Source organism: Actinomyces johnsonii (assembly GCF_006546835.1).
Lineage (GTDB): Bacteria > Actinomycetota > Actinomycetes > Actinomycetales > Actinomycetaceae > Actinomyces > Actinomyces johnsonii.
Genome location: NZ_VICB01000018.1, coordinates 1 through 21,685, shown reverse-complemented (window position 1 = coordinate 21,685; position 21,685 = coordinate 1). Strand labels below are relative to the sequence as shown.

16 protein-coding genes and 1 tRNA gene are annotated in these 21,685 nt (G+C 67.3%); 6 read left to right on the top strand and 11 right to left on the bottom strand.

Going from position 1 to position 21,685, the window contains the following annotated elements; translation table 11 throughout:
* The 4 genes from FK256_RS10725 to argS all read right to left on the bottom strand — a co-directional run.
* Window positions 1-1,036: hypothetical protein (locus tag FK256_RS10725; RefSeq protein ID WP_141424764.1), on the bottom strand; the 1,036-nt coding region annotated here is incomplete at its 3' end.
* 1 nt (window position 1,037) lies between these two features.
* On the bottom strand, window positions 1,038-2,315 hold the full coding sequence (locus FK256_RS10720; protein ID WP_141424763.1) for a hypothetical protein: 1,278 nt from the start codon (window positions 2,313-2,315) through the stop codon (window positions 1,038-1,040).
* A 27-nt stretch (window positions 2,316-2,342) separates the two neighbouring features.
* The gene (gene lysA / locus FK256_RS10715; RefSeq protein WP_141424762.1) at window positions 2,343-3,803 is read right to left on the bottom strand and encodes a diaminopimelate decarboxylase; all 1,461 of its coding nucleotides are present in this window, start codon (window positions 3,801-3,803) and stop codon (window positions 2,343-2,345) included.
* A 4-nt stretch (window positions 3,804-3,807) separates the two neighbouring features.
* A complete protein-coding gene (gene argS, locus FK256_RS10710) occupies window positions 3,808-5,484 on the bottom strand; it encodes an arginine--tRNA ligase (protein WP_141424761.1) in 1,677 nt (558 codons plus the stop codon).
* A 133-nt stretch (window positions 5,485-5,617) separates the two neighbouring features.
* Here argS and FK256_RS10705 point away from each other — a divergent pair.
* A tRNA-Arg gene (locus FK256_RS10705) sits at window positions 5,618-5,693 on the top strand.
* A gap of 131 nt (window positions 5,694-5,824) precedes the next feature.
* On the opposite strand, the gene FK256_RS10700 is transcribed toward FK256_RS10705, so the two are convergent.
* From FK256_RS10700 to FK256_RS10685, 4 genes are all read right to left on the bottom strand, one after another.
* Window positions 5,825-6,580 carry a glycerophosphodiester phosphodiesterase family protein gene (locus FK256_RS10700; RefSeq protein WP_051263589.1) on the bottom strand — a complete coding sequence of 252 codons (756 nt, stop codon included), beginning with the start codon at window positions 6,578-6,580 and terminating at the stop codon, window positions 5,825-5,827.
* 12 nt (window positions 6,581-6,592) lie between these two features.
* Complete coding sequence (locus FK256_RS10695; RefSeq protein WP_141424760.1) at window positions 6,593-8,890, bottom strand: M23 family metallopeptidase; 2,298 nt, start codon at window positions 8,888-8,890, stop codon at window positions 6,593-6,595.
* A 342-nt stretch (window positions 8,891-9,232) separates the two neighbouring features.
* Entirely contained in the window at window positions 9,233-10,336 is a 1,104-nt protein-coding gene (locus FK256_RS10690) for a hemolysin family protein (RefSeq protein ID WP_141424759.1), read from the bottom strand.
* Window positions 10,333-11,676 carry a hemolysin family protein gene (locus tag FK256_RS10685; protein WP_141424758.1) on the bottom strand — a complete coding sequence of 448 codons (1,344 nt, stop codon included), beginning with the start codon at window positions 11,674-11,676 and terminating at the stop codon, window positions 10,333-10,335. The genes FK256_RS10690 and FK256_RS10685 overlap by 4 nt, the downstream gene beginning before the upstream one ends.
* 253 nt (window positions 11,677-11,929) lie before the next feature.
* On the opposite strand from FK256_RS10685, the gene FK256_RS10680 reads away from it, so the two are divergent.
* From FK256_RS10680 to FK256_RS10670, 3 genes are all read left to right on the top strand, one after another.
* A complete protein-coding gene (locus FK256_RS10680; protein WP_170197952.1) occupies window positions 11,930-13,915 on the top strand; it encodes a tetratricopeptide repeat protein in 1,986 nt (661 codons plus the stop codon).
* Between the two features lie 203 nt (window positions 13,916-14,118).
* Window positions 14,119-17,955, top strand: a complete 3,837-nt coding sequence (locus FK256_RS10675) for a multifunctional oxoglutarate decarboxylase/oxoglutarate dehydrogenase thiamine pyrophosphate-binding subunit/dihydrolipoyllysine-residue succinyltransferase subunit (RefSeq protein ID WP_141424756.1) — start codon at window positions 14,119-14,121, stop codon at window positions 17,953-17,955.
* Window positions 17,956-18,077: 122 nt separating this feature from the next.
* Window positions 18,078-18,671: a GDSL-type esterase/lipase family protein gene (locus FK256_RS10670; RefSeq protein WP_021607578.1), complete on the top strand. Its 594-nt coding sequence runs from the start codon at window positions 18,078-18,080 to the stop codon at window positions 18,669-18,671.
* A gap of 21 nt (window positions 18,672-18,692) precedes the next feature.
* Here FK256_RS10670 and FK256_RS10665 read toward each other — a convergent pair whose 3' ends face one another.
* Window positions 18,693-19,424 (bottom strand): YczE/YyaS/YitT family protein, encoded by a 732-nt coding sequence (locus FK256_RS10665; RefSeq protein WP_141424755.1) that lies wholly within the window; start codon window positions 19,422-19,424, stop codon window positions 18,693-18,695.
* 224 nt (window positions 19,425-19,648) lie between these two features.
* Window positions 19,649-19,915: a radical SAM protein gene (locus tag FK256_RS10660; protein ID WP_141424754.1), complete on the bottom strand. Its 267-nt coding sequence runs from the start codon at window positions 19,913-19,915 to the stop codon at window positions 19,649-19,651.
* Window positions 19,916-20,150: 235 nt separating this feature from the next.
* Here FK256_RS10660 and FK256_RS10650 point away from each other — a divergent pair, with 235 nt between their 5' ends.
* The gene (locus tag FK256_RS10650; protein WP_244936370.1) at window positions 20,151-20,762 is read left to right on the top strand and encodes a transposase; all 612 of its coding nucleotides are present in this window, start codon (window positions 20,151-20,153) and stop codon (window positions 20,760-20,762) included.
* Between the two features lie 16 nt (window positions 20,763-20,778).
* Complete coding sequence (locus FK256_RS14825) at window positions 20,779-20,931, top strand: hypothetical protein (protein WP_309314123.1); 153 nt, start codon at window positions 20,779-20,781, stop codon at window positions 20,929-20,931.
* On the opposite strand, the gene FK256_RS10645 is transcribed toward FK256_RS14825, so the two are convergent.
* On the bottom strand, window positions 20,926-21,525 hold the full coding sequence (locus FK256_RS10645) for a pyruvate formate lyase family protein (RefSeq protein WP_244936369.1): 600 nt from the start codon (window positions 21,523-21,525) through the stop codon (window positions 20,926-20,928). The genes FK256_RS14825 and FK256_RS10645 overlap by 6 nt on opposite strands.
* Window positions 21,526-21,685: the final 160 nt, after the last annotated feature.

Here is a 21,685-nt window from a genome sequence, read left to right as displayed (position 1 = left end):
GAGCCAACCCCAGCGACTCCCGGTAAGCAGCCTCGGCCACATCCCACTCACCACGGACCTCGGCCACCCGCCCCACATTATCCAGGGAAACCGACAGGTCACGACGAGCCTCCGGAGTCCCCAACGACTCCTCCAACCCCCGAGCCAACCGCTCCAGCTCCCGAGCCGCAGGTTCAGCAACGTCGACAACTCCAAAGGTCATGGCAATGTCCAGAACCGCATCCGCCACCTGGTAGCGGAGGAAGGGGGGAAAGTCCACGAGGGTCTCCAGGACGGCCTTGAGATTCACCTCCACGGTGACAGCGTCGTCTAGCAGGCCGCCGATCTCGGCGCGGGTCAGTCCTCTGAAAGTCACCGCCAGCGGAGATGGATCCTCGGGTAGTGAATCCAAGATTTCTCTGGCCCTCCAAGGCTCGATGGGGAGAAGGCGCCGGGCCCGGTCCGTCTCCCGGACGGTGGCGGCGAGCTTGGGTGCCCGCTGATCCGGCGGAACGGCGATGCTCCAGGTGGAGCGGTACCGAGATCCATCGTCTGCTCCCATAGAGCCCGAGCTGTCGTCCTCTTCGCGGCGCTGCGGCCGGTCCACCAGATCCCCGGAGCTGGAACCGATGACGCAGGTCAACGATCGAATGGACCACAGATCTGCGGCCTCGCGGGAAGCTTCACTAAGCAATGCGATCGGCCCGCAGACAATGACGCATCCGCCCCCGGGGCGCGCCAGGCGCACCCGCATCTCGTTGAGTGCGTGCAGGACCCTGAGGCGCACCTCGTCATCCCACAGATCCAGGAAGAGAACACCGGAAACGGGAAGATGGCGGCGCAGCCACGAGGTCAGAAACTGCTCCGGATCGGACCAGGGCTCATGAGCCCGCTGGCACCACAGCGCAGCACGTTCCTTCATGTCCTGGGTCTGGGCCCGGGTCTGGGCCGCAACCATCACAACGGTGGGCTCATTCCTGGTCCACTCCAGGTGGCGGCGCAGATCAGACCAGGCATAGTCGATGCTCACCGTCGAGGGGGTGCTCGGGACGCGCATGCTAGTCCTCGTCGAGAAGCCTCTCCAGCAGGGGGTGCACCCCGTACCAGTCGACGGTTCCGTTGCGGTAGCACAGCACGTACCCGAGCGCTTGGAGGGTCCAAGCCTCCGAGGTCAGTTCTCGCGGCACGATGAGCTGCTGGGTCTCCTTCACCTGGCGAAGGATCTGCCACTGCTCCTGGGTCAACCCGGCGACGGCCTGGGAGCGTTGCTGGCGCTCGACCTGGTCGATGTCCTCGGGTCTCACGGGAAGCGGACCGTTCTTGAGCAGGAGCCCCGAGACTAGACGGAACAGCTCGCGGAACAGACCGCCTGAGGCCCGGATCACCCGGTCCGCCTCCGCCCCCAGGAGTCGTTCCACGTCGCCGTTCGGGGCACGCTGGGCCAGCACCTGACGCAGCAGGTCGATGCCCTCCGAGCAGTCCTCGCCGCTGCGCTCCCGTACCTTGACGTTGAGGACGGGCCAGACCTCTCCACCCCATCCTGCAGGTTTGACGTACACCGGCACCGTGTAGACCACGTGCATCCCGGGCAGGGCCAGTTCTGAGGCGTAGTGGGAGAACAACGCCTCCACGGAGTCGCGGACCTCGTCAAAGGTGGAGGACCGCCCCCGGTAGTGATCAATGGAATCGACAATGAAGACCGGTGTCCTATTCCCGGGCAGGCTGTCCGCCAGATCGCTGAAGAAGGCGTGCATCTCCTCCTTGAACGTCTTGCGGTTGGACTCCAGGGCCTTCTTGACCTGCGCCCGGAAGCTCTCGTCATCGCGGAGCGTCGCCCTCAGGTCAAGAGAAGCCGGCCCCCCGCTGACGGAGGCGCTGATCTTGACGTCGATGTCGAGGCGCTGGAAGAAGGTCTGAACCCGGCGGTACAGGCTCTGCTTGAGCCCGTCGATCTCCTCGCAGTTGTCAACGAAGCCGGCGGCGAGGCCGACGAGAAAAGTCGCCGCCTCCAGTGGAAGCTCGGTGTTGAAGTAGTCCTCGATGTCGAAGTAGACGGGGAGGTAGACCTCGCGATCCAGTTCCCGTTTGAGGCGCAGGAGCTCGGTGGTCTTTCCCGCACCGCGGTAGCCGGAGAGCAGCTGGACCGAGCCGCCGGCGGTGAAGTCGATCGCCGTGGCGATCTCTGCGACCAGGTCCGGTCCTGCCGGGCCGTCGGGGCGGGTGTAGATCGGGACGTAATAGCGCTCGAACTCCTCCTCGCTGAGCATCCGAGCGCCTTGATGGACGTTCAGCGCGCGGTAGAAGTCCCTACGGTAGTCCCGGTCACTGTCACCCATGCCCGAAGTCTATACGGTATAGAGGGCTCAGCCCTCCAGGCGCAGGAGGTCCTCGATGGTCTCGGGGCGCAGGATCCAGCCCGACTCGCCCTCGTGCACCCAGCGCACGCCGGGGCGGGTGAAGAGGTTATAGTTGGAGGCCATGGAGCGCCCATAAGCCCCGGTGGCGGGCACGGCCAGCACGTCGCCGACGGCCAGGTCGGCGGGTAGATCCACGTCACGCACGACGACGTCGCCGGACTCGCAGTGCTTGCCGACGACGCGCGCGCGGGTCAGTCCCGCGGCCGGGTCAGGGCGGCGGTTGGCGACGAGCGCCGTGTATGCGGCCTCGTAGAGGGCGGGGCGGATGTTGTCGCTCATGCCACCGTCGATGCTGACGTAGAGGCGCGAGGTCCCCTCCCCCAGCTCGACGCGTTTGAGGCCGGTGACGGTGTAGAGAGTGACCGTCGTCGGGCCGGCGACCGCGCGGCCGGGCTCGATGGAGACGGCGGGGACCTCGTCGCCGAGGCGCTCGCAGGTCTCGCGCACAGCCTCGGCCAGAGTGCAGGCGACCTGCGCCGGCGAGGGCGCCACGGGATCGGACCCGGTGTAGGCGATGCCGTAGCCGCCGCCCAGGTCGACCTCCGGGCACAGGTGCCCGGTGTCGACGGCGATCTCGTGGCGCAGGCCCAGGACGATGCTGACGGCTTCCCGGAAGCCGGCCAGGTCCAGGATCTGGGAGCCGATGTGTGAGTGCAGGCCGGCCAGCTCAAGCTCGGGGGCGGCGATGATCGCGTCGATGGCCTGGCGGGCGGTACCGGCGTGGACGGAGAGGCCGAACTTCTGGTCCTCGTGGCCGGTGGAGATGTGCTCGTGCCCGCCGGCGTGCACACCGGTGGTCAGGCGCACCATGACCTTACCGGTCTCCTCGGGCCCGTAGACGCCGCTGGCGCGCAGGTCGCGTACGGCGCGGACGGTGAGGTCGACCTCCTCGAGGGAGTCGAGGACGAGGTGGCCCACGTGGTGGGTGAGGGCAACGGCGATCTCGGCCTGTGTCTTGCCGTTGCCGTGCAGACCCAGGCGGCGGGCGCGGGTCGTGGCCTCGGGGCCGTCGACCTTCTCCAGACCGGACAGCCCCACAGCCAGCTCGACGCGGGAGGCGGTGTCGATCCCCATTCCCTCCTCGAGGACGATGCGCGCGACCTGAGTGGTCAGGAAGGCCTTTCCGGCGTAGAAGGCCTCGCCGCCGCGCATGCCGTATCCAGGCCAGAACTCCTCGGCCATGGCGGCGCTCCAGGAGGCGGCGCGGCCGCGCAGGTCGGCCTCGTCCAGGACGAAGACGGGGCTGGGGGCATCGGCGAGGATCTCGGAGACGGTCAGCCCGCCCAGGGCGAGCTCTCCGTCGGGGGTGCGCCGCGCCGTCGTGGGCCACAGGTCGGGACGGTCCTCGGGCTCGGGGCAGGCCAGAACCCCCAGGGGCGGCTCACCGGCGGGAACCTGGTACGTCACGGTCTCACATCCTCTCGGGAGCGGTGACGCCCAGCAGACCGAGCCCGTTGGCGAGGACCTGCCCGACGGCGTCGTTGAGCCACAGACGGGCTACGTGGCCAGAGTTGACGGCGTCGTCCCCACGGGGGGTGACGCGGGTGGCGCCGTACCAGGCGTGGTAGGCGGCGGCCAGCTGCTCGAGGTAGCGGGCCACGCGGTGCTGCTCGCGCAACTGCGCGGCCTGGGCGACGATCGCCGGGAACTGGGCGAGCACGCCGAGCAGTGCGGAGTCGGCCGGGTCGTCCAGCGCCGCTGGGAGGAAGCCGGCCGAGCGGGACACGCCGTGCTCCGCGGCGTTGCGGGCCACGTTGCGCGTGCGGGCATGAGCGTACTGGACGTAGTACACCGGGTTCTCGCTCGAGGTGGAGGCCAGCAGGTCCAGGTCGATATCGATGGCGGAGTCCATGGATGAGCGGGCCAGGGCGTAGCGGGCGGCGTCCACGCCGACGGCGTCAACGAGGTCGCCGAGTGTCACGATGGTGCCGGCGCGCTTGGACATGCGCACGGGCTGCCCATCCTTGACAAGGTTGACGAACTGGCCGATGACGATCTGCATATTGACACCGGGCTCGTCGCCGAAGGCCGCACACATAGCCATCATCCGGCCGATGTAGCCGTGATGGTCGGCGCCGAACAGGAAGATGGCGCAGTCGGTACCGCGCTCGCGCTTGTCCAGGTAGTAGGCGAGGTCGGCGGCGAAGTAGGAGGTGTTTCCGTCGGACTTGATGAGGACACGGTCCTTGTCGTCGCCGAAGTCGGTGGTGCGCAGCCAGGTGGCGCCGTCGCGCTCCTCGATGACGCCGCGCTCGCGCAGGCGGGCGATGGCGCGCTCGACGGCGCCGGAGGTGTGCAGGGAGTCCTCATGGAAGAAGACGTCGAAGTCGGAGCGGAAGGCGTGGAGCTCGGCCTTGACGGCGGCGAACATGAGGTCGACGCCGCGGGCGCGGAAGACCTCGGCGGCCTCGGCGTCGGGCAGGGTGGTCGGGTCGGGGCGGCCGGCGGCAAGCTCGTCAGCAATCACCTGCTGGGTGATCTCGCCGATGTAGGCGCCGCCGTAGCCGTTCTCGGGGGTCTCCTGGCCGCGGGCGGAGGCCAGCAGGGACTGGGCGAAGTGGTCGATCTGGGTGCCGTGGTCGTTGAAGTAGTACTCGCGGGTGATTGTGGCGCCGCAGGCCGCCAGGATCCGGGCCAGGGAGTCGCCGACGGCGGCCCAGCGGGCGCCGCCCAGGTGCACCGGGCCGGTGGGGTTGGCGGAGACGTACTCGAGATTGATGTGCTGGCCGCTCAGGGAGTCGTTGCGCCCGTAGGCCTCGCCGGCCTCGACGATGGAGCGGGCGAGCTCACCGGCGCTGGCGGCGTCGAGACGGATGTTGAGGAAGCCGGGGCCGGCGACCTCCACGGAGGCGACGCCGTCGAGGGCCTCAAGACGCGGGACGAGGAGCTCGGCGAGGTCGCGCGGCTTGGTGCCGGCCTTCTTGGCCAGCTGCATGGCGACGTTGGTGGACCAGTCACCGTGGTCACGGTTGCGGGGGCGCTCGACGCGGGGCTCGGGGATCTCTGCGGCGGACAGGGCAAGGGAGCCCTCGGCGGAGGCCTCCTCCAGGATGGTGTGGATGGCTGCGGCAAGCTCTTCTGGAGTCACGCATGTCAGCGTACCGTCATCGACCGCGCCGGGCCGCAAGGGATGTCGATGATCACGGGGCTTCGTGGGACATGTCGCATGTCTCCCGCCGGTTTCGCTCCCGGGGCGGGACGCTGGTACAGTCACCCCTCGGGCCCCGGTAGCTCAGTGGATAGAGCGTCTGCCTCCGGAGCAGAAGGTCGCAGGTTCGAATCCTGTCCGGGGCACCATCCCCGAGCCCCCGTCGCCACCCGCGACGGGGGCTCGTTCGTGCATGTCGCGGCACAGATCCCTCGGCCGAGGCGGGGGCGAAGCAGTTTCCACTAGGCCGTCCGCCAAATCCGGGCTCTTGACGGGCTCTTCAGCTGAGGGTCTGGAGGGCGAGGGTGGGGACGTCGGTCATGATGGCGTCGACGTTGAGGTCGACCATCCGGCGCATCCGCTCGGGCTCGTCCACCGTCCACACGTGGACCTCCAGGTCGGCGGTGTGCGCGGAGGCAACAAAGCGTCGGGTGACCACGGGAACGCCGCGGTAGCTCTCGGGGACCTGGACGGCATCGGCCCTCCCGCGAGTCCAGCCCCAGCGGGTCTGCGGCAGTGGGACGGCGGCCTCACTGCGCAGCATGAGTCCGAGGACGTCGCTGACGCCCAGCGAGGTCATCGCCCGGGGCTCCTGGCGGCGCAGGACGGCCAGCCGCCGAGCGGAGAAGGAGGCGAAGCGGACCCGGTCGAGGGCCTCGGCGTCGCGCACCGTCTGCAGGGCGGCCTGGACGACGTTGGAGTCCTTGAGGTCGACGTTGAACCTCATCGTCGGGTGGGCGTGCAGGGCGTCGTCGAGCCGGACGAAGCCGCGCCCGTCACCGGAATCGAGGTCGGCCAGCTCGGCCCACATGACCTCCCCGACGGTGCGGGGGTCGCCGGCGGTGCGGCGCAAGTCCTCATCGTGGCTGAGCACGACGATGCCGTCGGCCGTCAGCCGCAGGTCGGTCTCCATCCACTCCAGCCCGAGCGCGGCCACGTGCTCGACGGCGCTCCAGGTGTTCTCAGGAACCTCGCGCCCGCCGCCGCGGTGGGCGATGACGGCAGGACGTCGTGTTCGTGACGCGACAGGCGGCACAGTGGGTCTCCCTCAGCTGCAGTTGGTGGTGAGCTCGACGGCGCCGTGCTCCTTGAGCCAGCCCCACGGCTCCACGGTGGACTCGTCGGCGGTGTCATCCTTGGTGCGCACCTCGAAGTGCAGGTGCGCACCGGAGGACCGGCCGGTGTTGCCCACACCGGCGATCATCTGGCCGGCTGTGACGGTGTCGCCCGCCTTGACGTAGATGCCGTCCTCGTACATGTGGAGGTAGCTGGTGTACCAGACCTGACCATCGATCTCGTGCTTGATGGTGACGGTTCCGGTGCCGTCCACCATGCCGGCGGTGGTGACGGTGCCGGCAGCGGCGGCGTAGATCGGGGTGCCCACGGGAGCGGCCATGTCCTGACCGGCGTGGAGCTTCGGGACGCCGAGGGTGGGGTGGGTGCGGTAGCCGTACTCCGAGGAGATCGTGTAGGTGTCCGGGAGCATCGGGTAGAACAGCTGCGGCTTGGAGCTGAAGGCGCTGGTGTCGCCCGAGGCGCCGGTCGCCGAGGAGCAGGTCTTGGCCGCGTTCTGGAAGGCCTCGCGGATCCTGGCTCTGGTGGCGGCGTCGGGGACGTTGGAGAGCTGAGAGTCGGAGCTCTCCTCCAGGTCGTCGTCTCTGCCGAGCACGGCACTGGCCACAGACGACGACTTCGCCCCTCCGGCGGCCGGGCTCTGCGCGGCGCCACCGGCGTGCATCTTCATCGCGGCCGAGGCCAGCGGGGTGTTGTCGAGGTGGCTGGACAGCGGGGCGAGGACCGTGGCCACGGCCAGGGCAGACAGCACGGCGGTGCGTCCCAGGATTCCGGTTCCCGTGCGGCGTCTGGCGGGACGCGCGGGGGCGGGGCCGGTCGAGGAGTCGCGGTGGCTATCCGGTTTGGAGGCCGCGGAGATCCTGGCCGACGACGCCGAGGCGGCGGACTCATCCGACGCCGTCTTCTTGGTCTCACGGCTCGTTCTGGCGCCCTGGGCGGTCTTGGCGGCGCGGATGGCGGCCTCGTCGGCGAGCGGCACCCCGGCCTTGCGGGCGGCCATGAGCTTGCGGACCTCGGGGACCTCGACGGTCTCGGCCCCGCGGAAGTCCGTGATCCTGCGCGAGAAGCGGATCTCGTGGGGGGTGTCGGGAACCGACGGCGCCGCGGGGGCCGGCTCGACGGTCACCTCGGGCGCGGCCTGCGGCGTCGGAAGGGAGACGGAGTCCTCCGGAACACTGAAGGAGGCGGTGTGGTGGGTGGTGGAGGCGACGACGGGTTTGGCGGAGGCGCTGGCGGGCGTGGCCGCCGAGGCGCGTCTCCTGCGACGGCTCTCCGGCCGGGCGGAGGCTCCGGGGACCGCGGCGGAATCCGATCCGGTCGGAACGGCGCGGCTGCGGGACTGCGCCGCACCGGGCGAGGCCGGGGCTGTGTCGCCTGCGGCCCACCACGCCGTGTTGGCGGCGGGTTGAGCGGCTGCCGGCTTCAGATTGGAGGTGGACTCAGCCAGAGAAGCGGCAACCAGCGGCGACAGGGCCGAGGGCGCCGAGGGAGTCGATGACGCAGGCGAGACGGCGGACTGCTCGGCCGCATGCGAGCGGCGACGGCTGCGCCGGCTCTCCGGCCGGGCCTCGGACTGATGATGGGGCTGGGACTGCGGCACGTTCGCAACGGCGGGGTTCTCACGCGTCTGCTGAGGGTCCTCGGCGATCCGAGCGGCGCGCAGGTCCTTGCGAGATCGCCGAGTGGGATGCGCCTGCGGAGAAGAAGCGGAGGAGACCGAGGGCCCTGCCGGGGAGGGCTGCGCAGTTCCCGCCGCAGAGGCCACCGCGGGTGCCGAGGGGGCGGTCGGGGCGGAAACTGCGGGAGCCTGTGGGCGCATGGGATCCCGCACGGGCTGCGCAGGCTGCTCAACGGCTCCCTGATGCCGGCGGGCCATGCGGCTCATCGGGACGACCGGCTGCCGCCCCGTCTGCTCGATCGGAGCCGAGTGCGCCGAGGCGGGGGCTGCGTGCGCCCCTGATCGCGTGGCCGGTGCTGCGGCCGGAGGAGTCGCCTGGGCCGCGGGCCGTTGTGGATGGTTCTGCTTCTGGGGGGCGAGCGGGACGTCGGGGAGAGTAGAGGCGTTCCGGAAGGCGCCGCCCTGGGACTGGTGGGAGTGGCGAGCGTGGATCTCGCGGCGGGAGCGGCGAGTGGGGCTGGCGGCGTGAGTGGTGTGCGTTGTCGGCGTCTCCGGCGAGGAGCCGCCGGCCTCCGCCTCAGCGAGCTGGCGAGCGGCTTCGGCGGCACGTTCCGCCTCGCGACGCTGGCGTCGACTCATGGGCTGCGGGGTCACGCGGGAAGCCTCCAGGTGGCTGGTTTCATGGGGGAGTCGTCGCTGCCGGTGACCCGGCGGTGACGGCATGCTGGCTGCCAGGGCGACAGTCTCGTGTTGTGCTCGGTTAAAACAGTAGCGTTCTCCTGTGGGTCTCGCCAGGAGAACCAGCACACCTTTGTGTGACCTGTATTTCTTCAACAAATCGCAAAGCGGCGTCCACGACACCGTTCCACGAACAGAAACACGTGTCATACGAACGAATCGGCACAGAGGCGTCGTTCCCGGCCCCGCGGTCGACTCTCAACGCTCGACGCGGCACGAATTGTGGGAATCCACTGGTCACCGCCGTTAGATCACGATTTAATCACGGCGCTGGTGCTCCTCGCGCTGCATGGCGTCGTTGACCTCGCCGACGAGCTCTTCGAGGATGTCCTCCAGGAAGAGAACGCCGACGAATCGGCCCTGCGCATTGCGCACGTGCCCGAGGTGGGCCCCCGAGCGCTGCATGGCGGCAAGGGCGTCCTCGACCTCGTCGTCGTAGCCGACGGGTACGAGTGCGCGGGTGCGCCAGGCGGGGACCGGCTCGGTGCGGTCCGCGCCGTCGGCGTAGAGAACATCCTTGAGGTGGAGGTAACCGGTGATGACGGAAGGCTCTGCCCCGTCGGCTGCTGCATCAAACGTCGAGTCAGCGGCGTCCCGCCCGGCCACGAGCGGGAAGCGGGAGAAGCCGGTGGAGGCCACGGCCCGCTCCACGTCCTCCGGGGTGCAGTTCTGGGGCAGGGTGACGAGCTCGCTCAAGGGCACCATGACGCTGCCAGCGGTCTCCTCGGAGAACTCCAGGGCTCCGCTGAGCAGGCCGGTGGAGTCCTCCAGGACGCCCTCGGCGGTGGAGCGCTCGACGATGGAGGCGACCTCCTCGGCGTTGAAGGTGGCGGAGATCTCCTCCTTAGCCTCGATGCCCAGAACTTTCAGGGTCCCGTTGGCGAAGCCGTTGAGTCCGTTGACCACGGGGCTGAAGACGCGCGAACACCACACCAGGGGTGGGGCGAGCCAGCGCACGGCCTTTTCCGGGGAGGAGATGGAGATGTTCTTGGGCACCATTTCCCCGGCGACGACGTGCAGGCCCACGACGATGACCAGGGCGATGACGACGGCGACGGCGTGGGAGCCGGCGTGCCCGACACCGACGGCGGCGAGCAGGGGCGCGAGGGCGTGGGCGATGGCCGGTTCGGCGACGGCGCCCAGGCCCGTGGAGCACAGGGTGACGCCGAGTTGGGCGGTGGCCAGCATGCGCGAGACGTTCTGGAGGGCCCATAGGGCGGTGGCGGCGCGGGCGTCGCCGGTCTCGGCCAATGGTTCGAGCTGGCTGCGGCGCGAGGAGGTGACGGCGAACTCGGCGCCGACGAAGAAGGCGTTGCCGGTCAGGAGGATAACGGTGACCACCAGGGCCAGGGGCGTGCTCATCGGTACTCCCCCTCAGTTCCCTGGTCTCCGGGGGCGGCTTCGGGGTCCTTGGGGCGCACGTGGAGGCGGGTAACACGACGCCCGTCCATGGCGTCGACGGTCAGCGACGCGTGCGGAAGCTCAACGACGTCGCCGACGACGGGGATGCGGCCGAGCTCGGTCATGACCAGGCCACCGAGGGTCTCATAGGGGCCGTCGTCGGGCACCTGGATGGCGGCGCGGGTGGCGAGCTCGTCGGGGCGCATCCAGCCCGGGACGACCCAGTGACCCGAGGGGTCGAGGTGGGCGCCGGCGCGGCGGCGATCGTGCTCGTCGGCGACGTCTCCGACGACCTCCTCGACGGCGTCCTCGAGGGTGACGACGCCGGCGGTGCCGCCGTACTCGTCGACGACGAGCGCCATCTGGGAGCCCTGGGCGCGCAATTCGACGAGCAGGTCGGCCAGTGGCATGGTCTCGGGGACTCGGGGCGCGGGGGTCATGAGGGAGGTGGAGGCGACGGGGACGTCGGCGCGCCGCTCGTAGGGGACGCCGATGGCGCGGCGCAGGTGGACGATGCCCATGACGTCGTCGACGTCGCGGCCGATGACGGGGAAGCGGGAGTGGCCGGTAGCGCGGGCCAGGCGCACGACGTCCTCGGCGGAGTCGTCGGCCTCGAGGGTGTGGAGGCGGCCGCGGTCGGTCATGACGTCGACGGCGGTGAGCGCCCCCAGGCCGATGGAGCGGGTGAGCAGGGTGGCGGTGGAGGCGTCGAGGGTGCCCTCCTCAGCGCTGTGGCGCACGAGGGAGGCGAGCTCGCCGGCGCTGCGGGCGCCGCTGAGTTCCTCGGCCGGCTCGATGCCCATGGCGTGCAGTACGGCGTTGGCCGCGTTGTTGAGCACGAGGATGAGGGGCTTGAGGAGGGTGGTGAAGCCCATGAGGAAGGGGGCGACGAGGCCTGCGGCGCGCATGGGGTCGGACAGGGTGGCGTTCTTGGGGATGAGCTCGCCCATGACCATAGAGAAGGCGTTGACGACGATGAGCGCGATGATGACCGCGGCGCCGGTGGCCACGGAGACGGCCATCCAGTGGCTCATGAGATCGGTGAGGAGGTTCGCCAGGGCGGCCTGCATCGTGTAGCCCAGGAGCACCGTGGTCAGGGTGATGCCGACCTGGGCGCCGGACAGGAGGGTGGACAGCCGGCCCAGGGCGCGCCGCACGGTACCGGCGCGCTTATCCCCGGTGGCGGCGCGGGTCTCGACGGTGGAGGGGTCGAGGGCGACCAGGGAGAACTCGCCGGCCACGAACAGGGCGGTGCCCACGGTGAGGACCACGCCGACGGCGATCATGAGCCAGTCGGTCATGCGGACCCCTCCCCCGTGTGGGGCTCGACGTGGGCGCCGGAGGCGGACGAGTCGGGGTGGGGTTGGTCAGAGGCGGGCGAGGAGGCGCGGTGTGTGCGGATGCGGCGCCTGCGGGCCCGGCGGAAAGCCGATCGCATAGTGACCGAACGGTACCACCGCGGCGGAATCGAAGCCGAGACAGCCATCATGTGTCGCACCGCCATCGCAGAGGGACCGGTTTCTCACGATTGGGGTAACCTACACCACAGGCTAAGTGAGCGTGGAGGTTGCGATGCTGTCTCGAAAGCCGCAGAAAGCGGTCCACCCAACCGATCCGGGCCAGTCCGGCTGGTGGCTCCTTGCGCCAGCCTGCGGCGCAGTAGTAGGTGCAGCCATTCCATACCTCGGCACACTCGGCCCCAAGTGGGCCGCAGCATGCATGGCACTCAACGCAATCGGAGGCATAACCGCCACGACACCTCAGCTCCGCGAGTGGCTCTCAGCACGCTTCCACAGACAGCAAATCACCGATACGGCAGGCGTCTTGAAGAATGGCATCGGAAATAAATATCTGAGTCACAAAGACCTCTACTCCCTGCGAGTTCACCGCTCTGATCGTAAAGATATCACCGACTTCGTACATCGGGACATCCAGGACCAACTGGTCGAGCACCTCAGAAACAGGATACCCGTCCTCATTGAGGGGACATCCATGGCCGGAAAGACGCGCCTGGCAATAGAGACGATTCGCTCCCAATGGCCCAACACCTACTGCTGGTTCCCCCTAGGTCCCGGCGACATTGAGAAACTTCTCAACAGTAACCAACAGCCGCCACCCGAATCAATTATCATCTTAGACGATCTCGACAGATTTCTGTCAAACCAAAGTCTCACACTGGGCCAACTCAACCGATGGGTCAATAATTCGTGCATCATCGTAGCCACCATGATGCACTCACAATACGTAAAACACAGCGATCGCAGTAACGAGAAAGTAGTGGGATGGGATGTGGTCAATCGCTTCGAAAGGCTCACGCTCAGCCCGTCATTGTCAACAAAAGAGCTCAATGACGTTAGACTTACCTCCTATGCAAACCAGCTATCACAAATCAAGAATGTCGGCTTAGGCCCCCTACTTGGATGCGCCGAAGCAGTACGCTCCAAATTCGCAGACGAACTCAATAAACACTCACAGTGTGGAGCGCTCATCAAAGCAGCGGCGGACTGGCGTCGCATCGGCCTAGGCCCCGCCTCAAGAGATCAACTGACTTCCCTTTCCCTGTCACACAAGGATGACGTATGGGAAACAGTCGACTGGGATGACACTTGGAAAGAAGCTACAAGACTCATCAACCACACCACCCCCCTTTTACGCCAAGTAGGAGAGGATCAATGGGAAGTTCTTGATACCATCGCCGACGAAGCAGATTGGAAAATCTCAGAGCGCACATTTGCGACACTACAAAATATCACGCTTTCCGCGCAACAGACAGGCCAATCAGCCTTCACCATGCTCATAGAAGGCGCTTCACCTTCTTCAACGAACGCCATGTTTCAACGCGCCATCGACGCCACCCCCGAGATCGACGCCACCGTCCTCGGTGCCTACGCTATCTTCCTGCACACCGTCCGGGGCGACGTGGACCAGGCCGAGCAGATGTACCAGCGGGCCATCGACGCCGACCCCACCAACGCCAATATCCTCGGTGCCTACGCCACCTTCCTCAAGAACATCCGGGGCGACATGGACCAGGCCGAGCAGATGTACCAGCGGGCCATCGACGCCGACCCCCACCACGCCAACAACCTCGGCAACTACGCCATCTTCCTGCACACCGTCCGCGGCGACACGGACCAGGCCGAGCAGATGTACCAACGTGCCATCGACGCCGACCCCTATGACGCCATCAGCCTCGGCAACTACGCCCAACTTCTCTTCGCTAAATCGGCTGACATGAAAGCGATCAGCCTGGCTGAAAAAGCGATCACCCTCGCCAGCGATGAGGAGAGACCCTTACTAGCCGAATGCCATTTCTACCTGTTTGCCCATTCACCCGAGCACCGCAAGGAGTCCGGAGGAGTCCTCAAGACCCTTCTGGCGGACGGTGTGACGACAGGCGACTGGTCATTCGAGATGAACCTGGAACGCGTCCGACGGGAGGAGGACCCTCGGCTGGAACTGCTCGAGGCAGTGGCTCAGGCACTCGGAGACGGCGATACGTCCCGGCTCGACGCGTTCGAGGAGTGGCGAGACCTGTAGGTCACCGTCGTCGGGCCGGCCGGGCCCGGGGCCGCGAGCGCGTCACGGCCGGGACACGCATGTGTCTTTGGTCCCGCATTTGCTCGCCTGAGACGCCTTTCACCTCCTAGGATGTTCCACGGACACCGCCGTTCCTCCCCGGGTCCCGCCGAGGTTCCCAGCGCCGGGACGGCAGACTGACGAGTTCACCGAGGAGACCCGACGTGCCCACGCAGGACCAGACCAGCACAGGCTTCGGTGCCAACGAGTGGATGGTGGAGGAGATGCGGGCCGCCTGGTCGGCGGACCCCTCCTCCGTGAGCCCCCAGTGGCGAGAGCTCTTCGAGACCGATCCGAGTGCCGGCCTGCGGCGACCAAGCTCCACCTCCTCGAACGGCTTCGCCAACGGTTCTGCGTCGTCGGCCCTCGGGGAGCCGCGCCGGGCCACCATCACGACTCAGGCCGCCTCCCCCCAACGCCGCTCCTCCGCGGTCCAGGACGTCACCCGCTCCGACCTTCCCCCGGCCCCGCCGTCGGACACCGCTCCCCCAACCTCCCCCTACGCCCAGCGCCTGGCCGCCCACCACGCCCACGATCTGGAGGGCGACGGCTGCGAGGACAGCTCCGTGCGTCTCAAGGGCGCGGCCGCCCGCACCGCCAAGAACATGGACGATTCCCTGTCCATGCCCACGGCCACCTCTGCCCGGGCCGTCCCCGCTAAGGTCCTCATCGAGAACCGCACCGTCATCAACAGCCACCTGGCCCGTACCCGCGGCGGCAAGGTCTCCTTCACCCATCTCATCGGCTGGGCGGTGGTCGAGTCCCTGTCCGAGATGCCCTCGATGAACGTCTCCTACGGGGTCGACGATGCCGGCAAGCCGGTCCTGAACGAGCCCGCCCACGTGGCTTTCGGTCTGGCCATCGATGTGCCCGGCGCCGACGGGCAGCGCCGCCTGCTGGTGCCCTCCATCAAGCAGGCTGACCTCATGGACCTGTCCCGGTTCGTGGAGGCCTATGAGGGCCTCGTGGCCAAGGCCCGCAACAACAAGCTGGACCTCGACGACTTCCGCGGCACCACCGTGACCCTGACCAACCCCGGCATGATCGGCACCCTGCACTCGGTGCCGCGCCTTATGCCCGGCCAGGGGCTCATCGTGGGGGTGGGAAGCATGGACTACCCGGCGGCCTTCGCCGGCGCCAGCCCCGACACCCTGGCCCGCCAGGGCATCGGCAAGGTCGTCACCCTGACCTCCACCTATGACCACCGCGTCATCCAGGGCGCCGCCTCGGGCGAGTTCCTGCGCCTGGTGGAGCGCAAGCTCCTGGGGCTGGACGGATTCTGGAGCCGGGCCTTCGAGTCCCTGCGCATCCCCCTCGAGCCGGTCGAGTGGGTGCGCGACACCACCTACGACCCCGAGTTGGAGACCGGCAAGCCGGCGCGCGTGGCCGAGCTCATCCACGCCTACCGTCAGCGCGGTCACCTGGCCGCCGACAACGACCCGCTCACCTACCGCCTGCGCCGCCACCCGGACCTGGACATCACCTCCTACGGGCTGAGCCTGTGGGACCTGGACCGCTCCTTCCCCACCCGGGGCCTGGGCGGGCGCGACCGCGCCACCCTGCGCGAGATCCTCAAGATGCTGCGCGACGCCTACTGCCGCACCGTGGGCGTGGAGTACATGCACATCCAGGACCCGGCCCAGCGCACCTGGTGGCAGGGGCGCCTCGAACGCGATTGGGAGGACATCGGCGGCGACGAGCGCCGTCGGATCCTCACCAAGTTGGAGCAGGCCGAGGCTTTCGAAACCTTCCTGCAGACCAAGTACGTGGGTCAGAAGCGCTTCAGCCTCGAGGGCGGGGAGTCCCTCATCGTGGCCCTGGACCGTCTGCTCGACGCCGCCGCCCACGACGGCCTCGACGAGGTCGTCATCGGCATGGCCCACCGCGGCCGGCTCAACGTGCTCACCAACATCGCCGGCAAGTCCTACGCTCAGGTCTTCGACGAGTTCGAGGGCAACGGCGTCATCGAGGGCGCCAGCACAGGGGACGTCAAGTACCACCTGGGCACAGAGGGCGTTTTCTCCGGGACCGACGGCGTGACCACCCGCGTCTCCCTGGCCGCCAACCCCTCCCACCTGGAGACGGTCGACGGCGTCGTCGAGGGCATCGTGCGCGCCAAGCAGGATCGCATCGGCCTGGGCGAGAAGGGCTACACGGTCATGCCGGTCCTCGTCCACGGCGACGCCGCCTTCGCAGGCCAGGGCGTGGTCTACGAGACCCTCAACATGAGCCAGCTGCCCGCCTACCGCACCGGCGGCACTGTCCACATCATTGTCAACAATCAGATCGGCTTCACCACCGGATCGGCCTCCGCCCGCTCCACCACCTACGCCACTGACCTGGCCAAGGGCCTGCAGGTGCCGATCTTCCACGTCAACGCCGACGACCCCGAGACGGTGGCCCGCACCGCCCGCCACGCCTACGAGTACCGGCGCACCTTCCACAAGGACGTCATCATCGACCTCATCTGCTACCGGCGCCGCGGCCACAACGAGGGCGACGACCCTTCGATGACCCAGCCGCTCATGTACCGGCTCATCGACTCCCTGGACTCCACCCGCGGGGTCTACACCGCCGCCCTCGTGGGACGCGGCGACATCACCCCAGAGGAGGCCCGCGAGATCGCCGAGAACTACCAGGGCGAGCTGGAGCGGATCTTCACCGAGGCCCGTGTCCAGGTCACCGGGGGCGCCGACGGCGCAATCGCCCCGCCGACCGACGCCTCCGCCCAGGACCTATCCGACCCCACGAAGGTCGGCGTGCCCCTGTCCTCCCTGGAGATCCCCTCCTCCCAGCTGGCCGGCACAGGCATGATGATCGGCTGGACCTCAGCGGTGGCGCGCGACGTCGTCGAGCGCATCGGGGACGCCCAGGTCGCCTGGCCGGCCTCCTTCACCGTCCACCCCAAGCTCCAGGCCATGCTCACCAAGCGCCGCGAGGCTACGCGCGAAGGCGGTATCGACTGGGGCCTGGGCGAGCTCATCGCCCTAGGGAGCCTGCTCATGGAGGGCGTACCAATCCGCATCGCCGGTGAGGACGCCCGACGCGCCACCTTCGCCCAGCGCCACGCGGTCCTGCACGACCACGCCTCCGGCCAGGAGTGGACGCCGTTGAGCTTCCTCACCCCGGACCAGGCGCCCCTGGAAATCTACGACTCCCTGCTCAGCGAGTACGCCGCCCTAGCCTTCGAGTACGGCTACTCGGTGGAGCGGCCCGAGGGGCTGACGATGTGGGAGGCCCAGTTCGGAGACTTCGCCAACGGCGCCCAGTCCGTCATCGACGAGTACGTCACCTCCGCCGCCCAGAAGTGGGGGCAGCGCTCCGGCCTGGTCATGCTGCTGCCCCACGGCCAGGAGGGGCAGGGCCCGGACCATTCCTCGGGGCGCATCGAGCGCTACCTGCAAATGTGCGCCCAGGACAACATGCTGGTGGCCCAGCCTTCCACGCCCGCCAGCTACTTCCACCTGCTGCGCGAGCACACCTACCGCCGCCCGCGCCGCCCGCTCATCGTCTTCACCCCCAAGCAGCTGCTGCGCCTGAAGGCCGCCTGCTCGCCGGTGGAGGACTTCACCTCCGGCACCTTCCAGCCCGTCATTGGCGAGGTCGACGACGCCGTGCTGGCCGCGGCGCAGGATCGGGGCGTGGACCGGGTGCTGCTGTGCTCGGGGCGCGTCTACTACGACCTGGCGGCCCACCGTGCCAAGACCGGGGATACGGGCACCGCCATTGTCCGCCTCGAGCAGCTCTACCCGTTGGAGACCGAGGCCATCGCCGAAGCGCTGGCGCCCTTCAGCGGGGCCGAGCTGGTGTGGGTGCAGGACGAGCCGGCCAACCAGGGCATGTGGCCCCACCTGGCGCTTCACCTGCCCGCAGATCTGACCGGCGGCGTCCTACCCACACTGGTCTCCCGCCCCGAGGCCGCCGCCCCGGCCGTGGGAACCGCCGGCGTCCATCGCGCCCAACAGGAGGAGATCCTTCGCCGGGCCTTCGCCCGCGACTGAGAACAGGCTGATTGTTCCCCGTTCGTCCCCGGTCAACCCCGCCGAAATGCCGTCAGCCTCCCGCAATACCGCGCAAGGTCACGATAATGTCAAGACAGCATGAGGGATGAGGAGGCGCTGCCATGCGTGAAACGAGGCTGAGCTTCATCGGCGATGAGCTGGTGGCCGGTCATGGTGACGGACGCGCCCTGGGATGGACGGGCCGGGTCATGGCCCGCACGCCCCGGGACGCCGACATCCTGTGGACCTCCCTGGCGGTTCCCGGTGAGACGACCGCTCAGATGTCCGACCGCTGGGGGCCCGAGGTGGCCCGCCGCTCCACCCACACCGGTATCAACCGGCTCGTGGTGGGACTGGGCGTGGCCGACGTGCTCGCCGGAATCTCCTACGCCCGCTCCCGCCTGGCCCTGGCCAACATTCTCGACACGGCAGCCTCCGACCACCGAGAGTGCTTCGTCGTCGGGCCTCCTCCCCTGCCCGAGGCCGATCCCGATGCCACCGCCCAGCTCTCCCAGGCAGCCGAGGAGGTGTGCCTGCGCCGCAACGTGCCCTACGTGGACGCCTTCGAGCCGCTGCGCAACCACGAGCAGTGGACGGCCGACGTCGCGGCCGCAGGCGGAATGCACCCGGGCCAGGCTGGCTATGGTCTGCTGGCCTGGCTGGTGCTGCACCGCGGCTGGTACGAGTGGCTCGGCGTCGAGCGCCCCGAGGCCTGAGGCGCCGACAACCCCACCAAGTCAGGCCGGCGTTGGGGAGCCTTCGTTAGACGTCGTGGATGCGGCGAAGATGTCGCCGCTGATCCCCACCAGGCGGTTGGAGATGGTCTTGTTGAAGAAGCCGACGATGGGGCCGATGAAGAAGCCCATGATGACCGTGCCCAGGGCGATGATGCCTAGTGAGAGGTCGAACCTGATGAGAATGAGGGCCAGCAAGATCGTGATGATGTCCTGAACCAGCCGGTAGGCGCGGTAGCTGTAGCGCGGGAAGTGGCGCCTGAGCGACGGCGCGATTCCGTCGTAGGGACACTGGCCCAGGTCGCAGGTGATGTACATGGAAACTCCCAGGCAGAACAGCGGCAGCCCGATCGCCAGGTGGAGGAGCATGCTGCCCACGGAGTACTCGACGTGGAAGAAGCTGCGGTAGATCGGACGGAAGTAGTCCACGAGGACACCCACGATCGTGAAATTGACGACCGTCCCCAACCCGAAGATGGACCGGTCGAAGGGGAAGACGAGGATCAGCATGATGATGTTGACGATCGGGACGATCGCGGCGAAGGAGATCCCTGAGACGTGGGAGATGCCCTGGAGGAAGGCGGTGAACGGGTCGACGCCGCTCTTACCCTCCAAGCAGATCGCAATCCCGACGGCCGTGATCACCTCCCCCAGAAAGCATGCGAGGATGCGCCGCAGAAGAGAGTTGTCGGAAAGTGTCCACTGGTCTTTTGCTGTCAGGTTCCTCAGGTTCATGTCACACCGCCGTCGTTGAAGAGGAGGCCGGCAAGGTCGCACCGCAGGACGCGCCATGGGATGTGGCAAGAGCCGATCGGTGCCCCCTCACCACGAACCGCCCTGGTGTTCCGCGGCTCACACCTCAGCGTCTCATCTTTAGCAGCCTCTTATTAGGACTTTGGGACTCCGATCCAAGCCCACTTCTGTGTCCCAGCGTGGGCATGACCTCATCAGATCTTCGCTCAGGCTTGCGCGCCGGGCTCGTAGCACATGTTCAGTCCCAGGTCAGCCCCCAGATCCATCGTCCGTTCAATGAGTCTATAGCCCAGCTCAGGCACACTGGGCAGCGCATACTCCAGCCCCAGTCTCATGTACTTCCCCATCCCTAGCGTGTGGTAACCCAGAAGATCGCCCCTCTCAACGACGTCTCCGAGTGATGCGGTGAAACGAAGGCGCTCCTCAAGGTCTGCGGCGGCGTCGTTCCCTCCAGGGATGACGACGAGCCTCACCCACATGGGTCTGTCCGCCTCGGCTAGTCTTCGGGCGTTGTCGAGGATTCGTTTGCTCCCGGCCCCGGTTCCCTGCCTGTGTAGCCGTTCGTCGCACGATTTGATGTCGTACAGGAAGAGGATTATTCATGGGGGTGTTTAGGGTGTTTAAAGGGGGTGTGTCGCTGAGTAAGGTAGCGGCTTGTTCTTGAGAGAGTTTTGGTGTCTAAGCCAACTCAACCAAGAACAAACCGCCATGATGAATAGTAGCACGAGGATCACTCGCAGCGAGGTTGTGGACCTGTGCGAGACCATTTCCGCCGAGAACCCCGACCTGCCGGCGTTCGGGGCCCGGGTGCTGGGGCTGTACCTGTGCGTGCGTCTGACACTGACATACCTGAGGCACAACCTACCCCAGGAGCTACTCGCCGAGCTCTACGGCGTCTCGCAGGCCACCGCCTCCCGAGTCATCACCGCCTACACACCCCTGATTGCCCAGGCTTTGGAAATCAGTGTGCCGACTGTGGAGGATCTGGATCCCACCGTGCAGCTGATCGTCGATGGCTCCCTCCTTCAGTGCTGGTCCTGGGCCGAACACCCTGAGCTGTACTCCGGCAAGCACAGGACCACCGCACTGAACGTCCAGGTCGCCTGCACCCTCACGGGCCACCTGGCCTGGGTGTCCGACCCCCACGACGGAAGGGTCCACGACACCGAGGCCTTACGCCGCTGCGGACTGCTTGACGTGCCACCCGCCGACCTCCCGGAAGGGGCATCACCACCGCGGCATATCGGCGACAAGGGCTACATCGGGTTGGGCATGATCACCTCAAAGAAAAAGACCCGCGAACCTACCGCTCCACCCTGATGACAAGGCCTACAACATCACCGTCAACCAGGTCCGCTACAAGATCGAAAGAGTCATCGCCAACATCAAGACCTGGAGAGTCCTGCACACCGGCTACAAAAGACCACTAGAAACCTTCAAGACAACTATCACAGCAGTCCTCGGAATCATATTCACCTACACCCTATGAATAAGCCTCAACGTGGGTGATGTAGGCGGCCATGACGCCCTCGTAGAAAGTCGTCACCGGCCCCTCAAGCAAGGTGAGGCTGAGCTCAGCCATCCGCTCGAACTCCTGACGACGCTCCGGATCAGCAGTCCGCTCCGCCATCTCCTTCAAGATGGGACGGTAGCGCTTGATGTAGTCAAGAGCGCCCTCCAGACAGACGATGCTGCAGTCGTAGAAGAGACGCTGACGGTCCGTAAGTGACTCGTCCAAGAGTCGAAGCTTCATCTCATTGATGAGGCCACGGTAACCGTGACTGAAAAGCTTCTCATGGTTGGGGATGATATGCCCGTCCCCGGAGTTTGAGATTCCTCCCCGGTGGATCAGCCCCTGTTCCTGCGCGTCCAGAATCTCCTGAGTGATGTGAGCATTGACCTCGTCCTCGTGAGTGCGGCCATGCCAGAAGGAGTGGATCGATCGAAGATCGGCCTTGACCTCCTCAGACACCTGGAAGGCATCACCCGTGCGCAGGGCGAACTCGTCGAGCTCATCAACGACCCAGTCAATCGAGTACTCGGGGAAGATAGGAGCCGCGAAGTTCCGGGATGCCTGGTTCATGGAGCCTGACGACGCTTCAACGCTGGCCGCTCGGCCGTCCCTTGAAGGGACGGCCGAGCGGCAGGTTTACCGTCACATATTGAGGTGAGGGGTGGGACGGGTGTCAGGCGCGGGTGTGGGTCAGGGCCTGGCGGGCGTGCTGGGCGATGTTGTTGGCGGT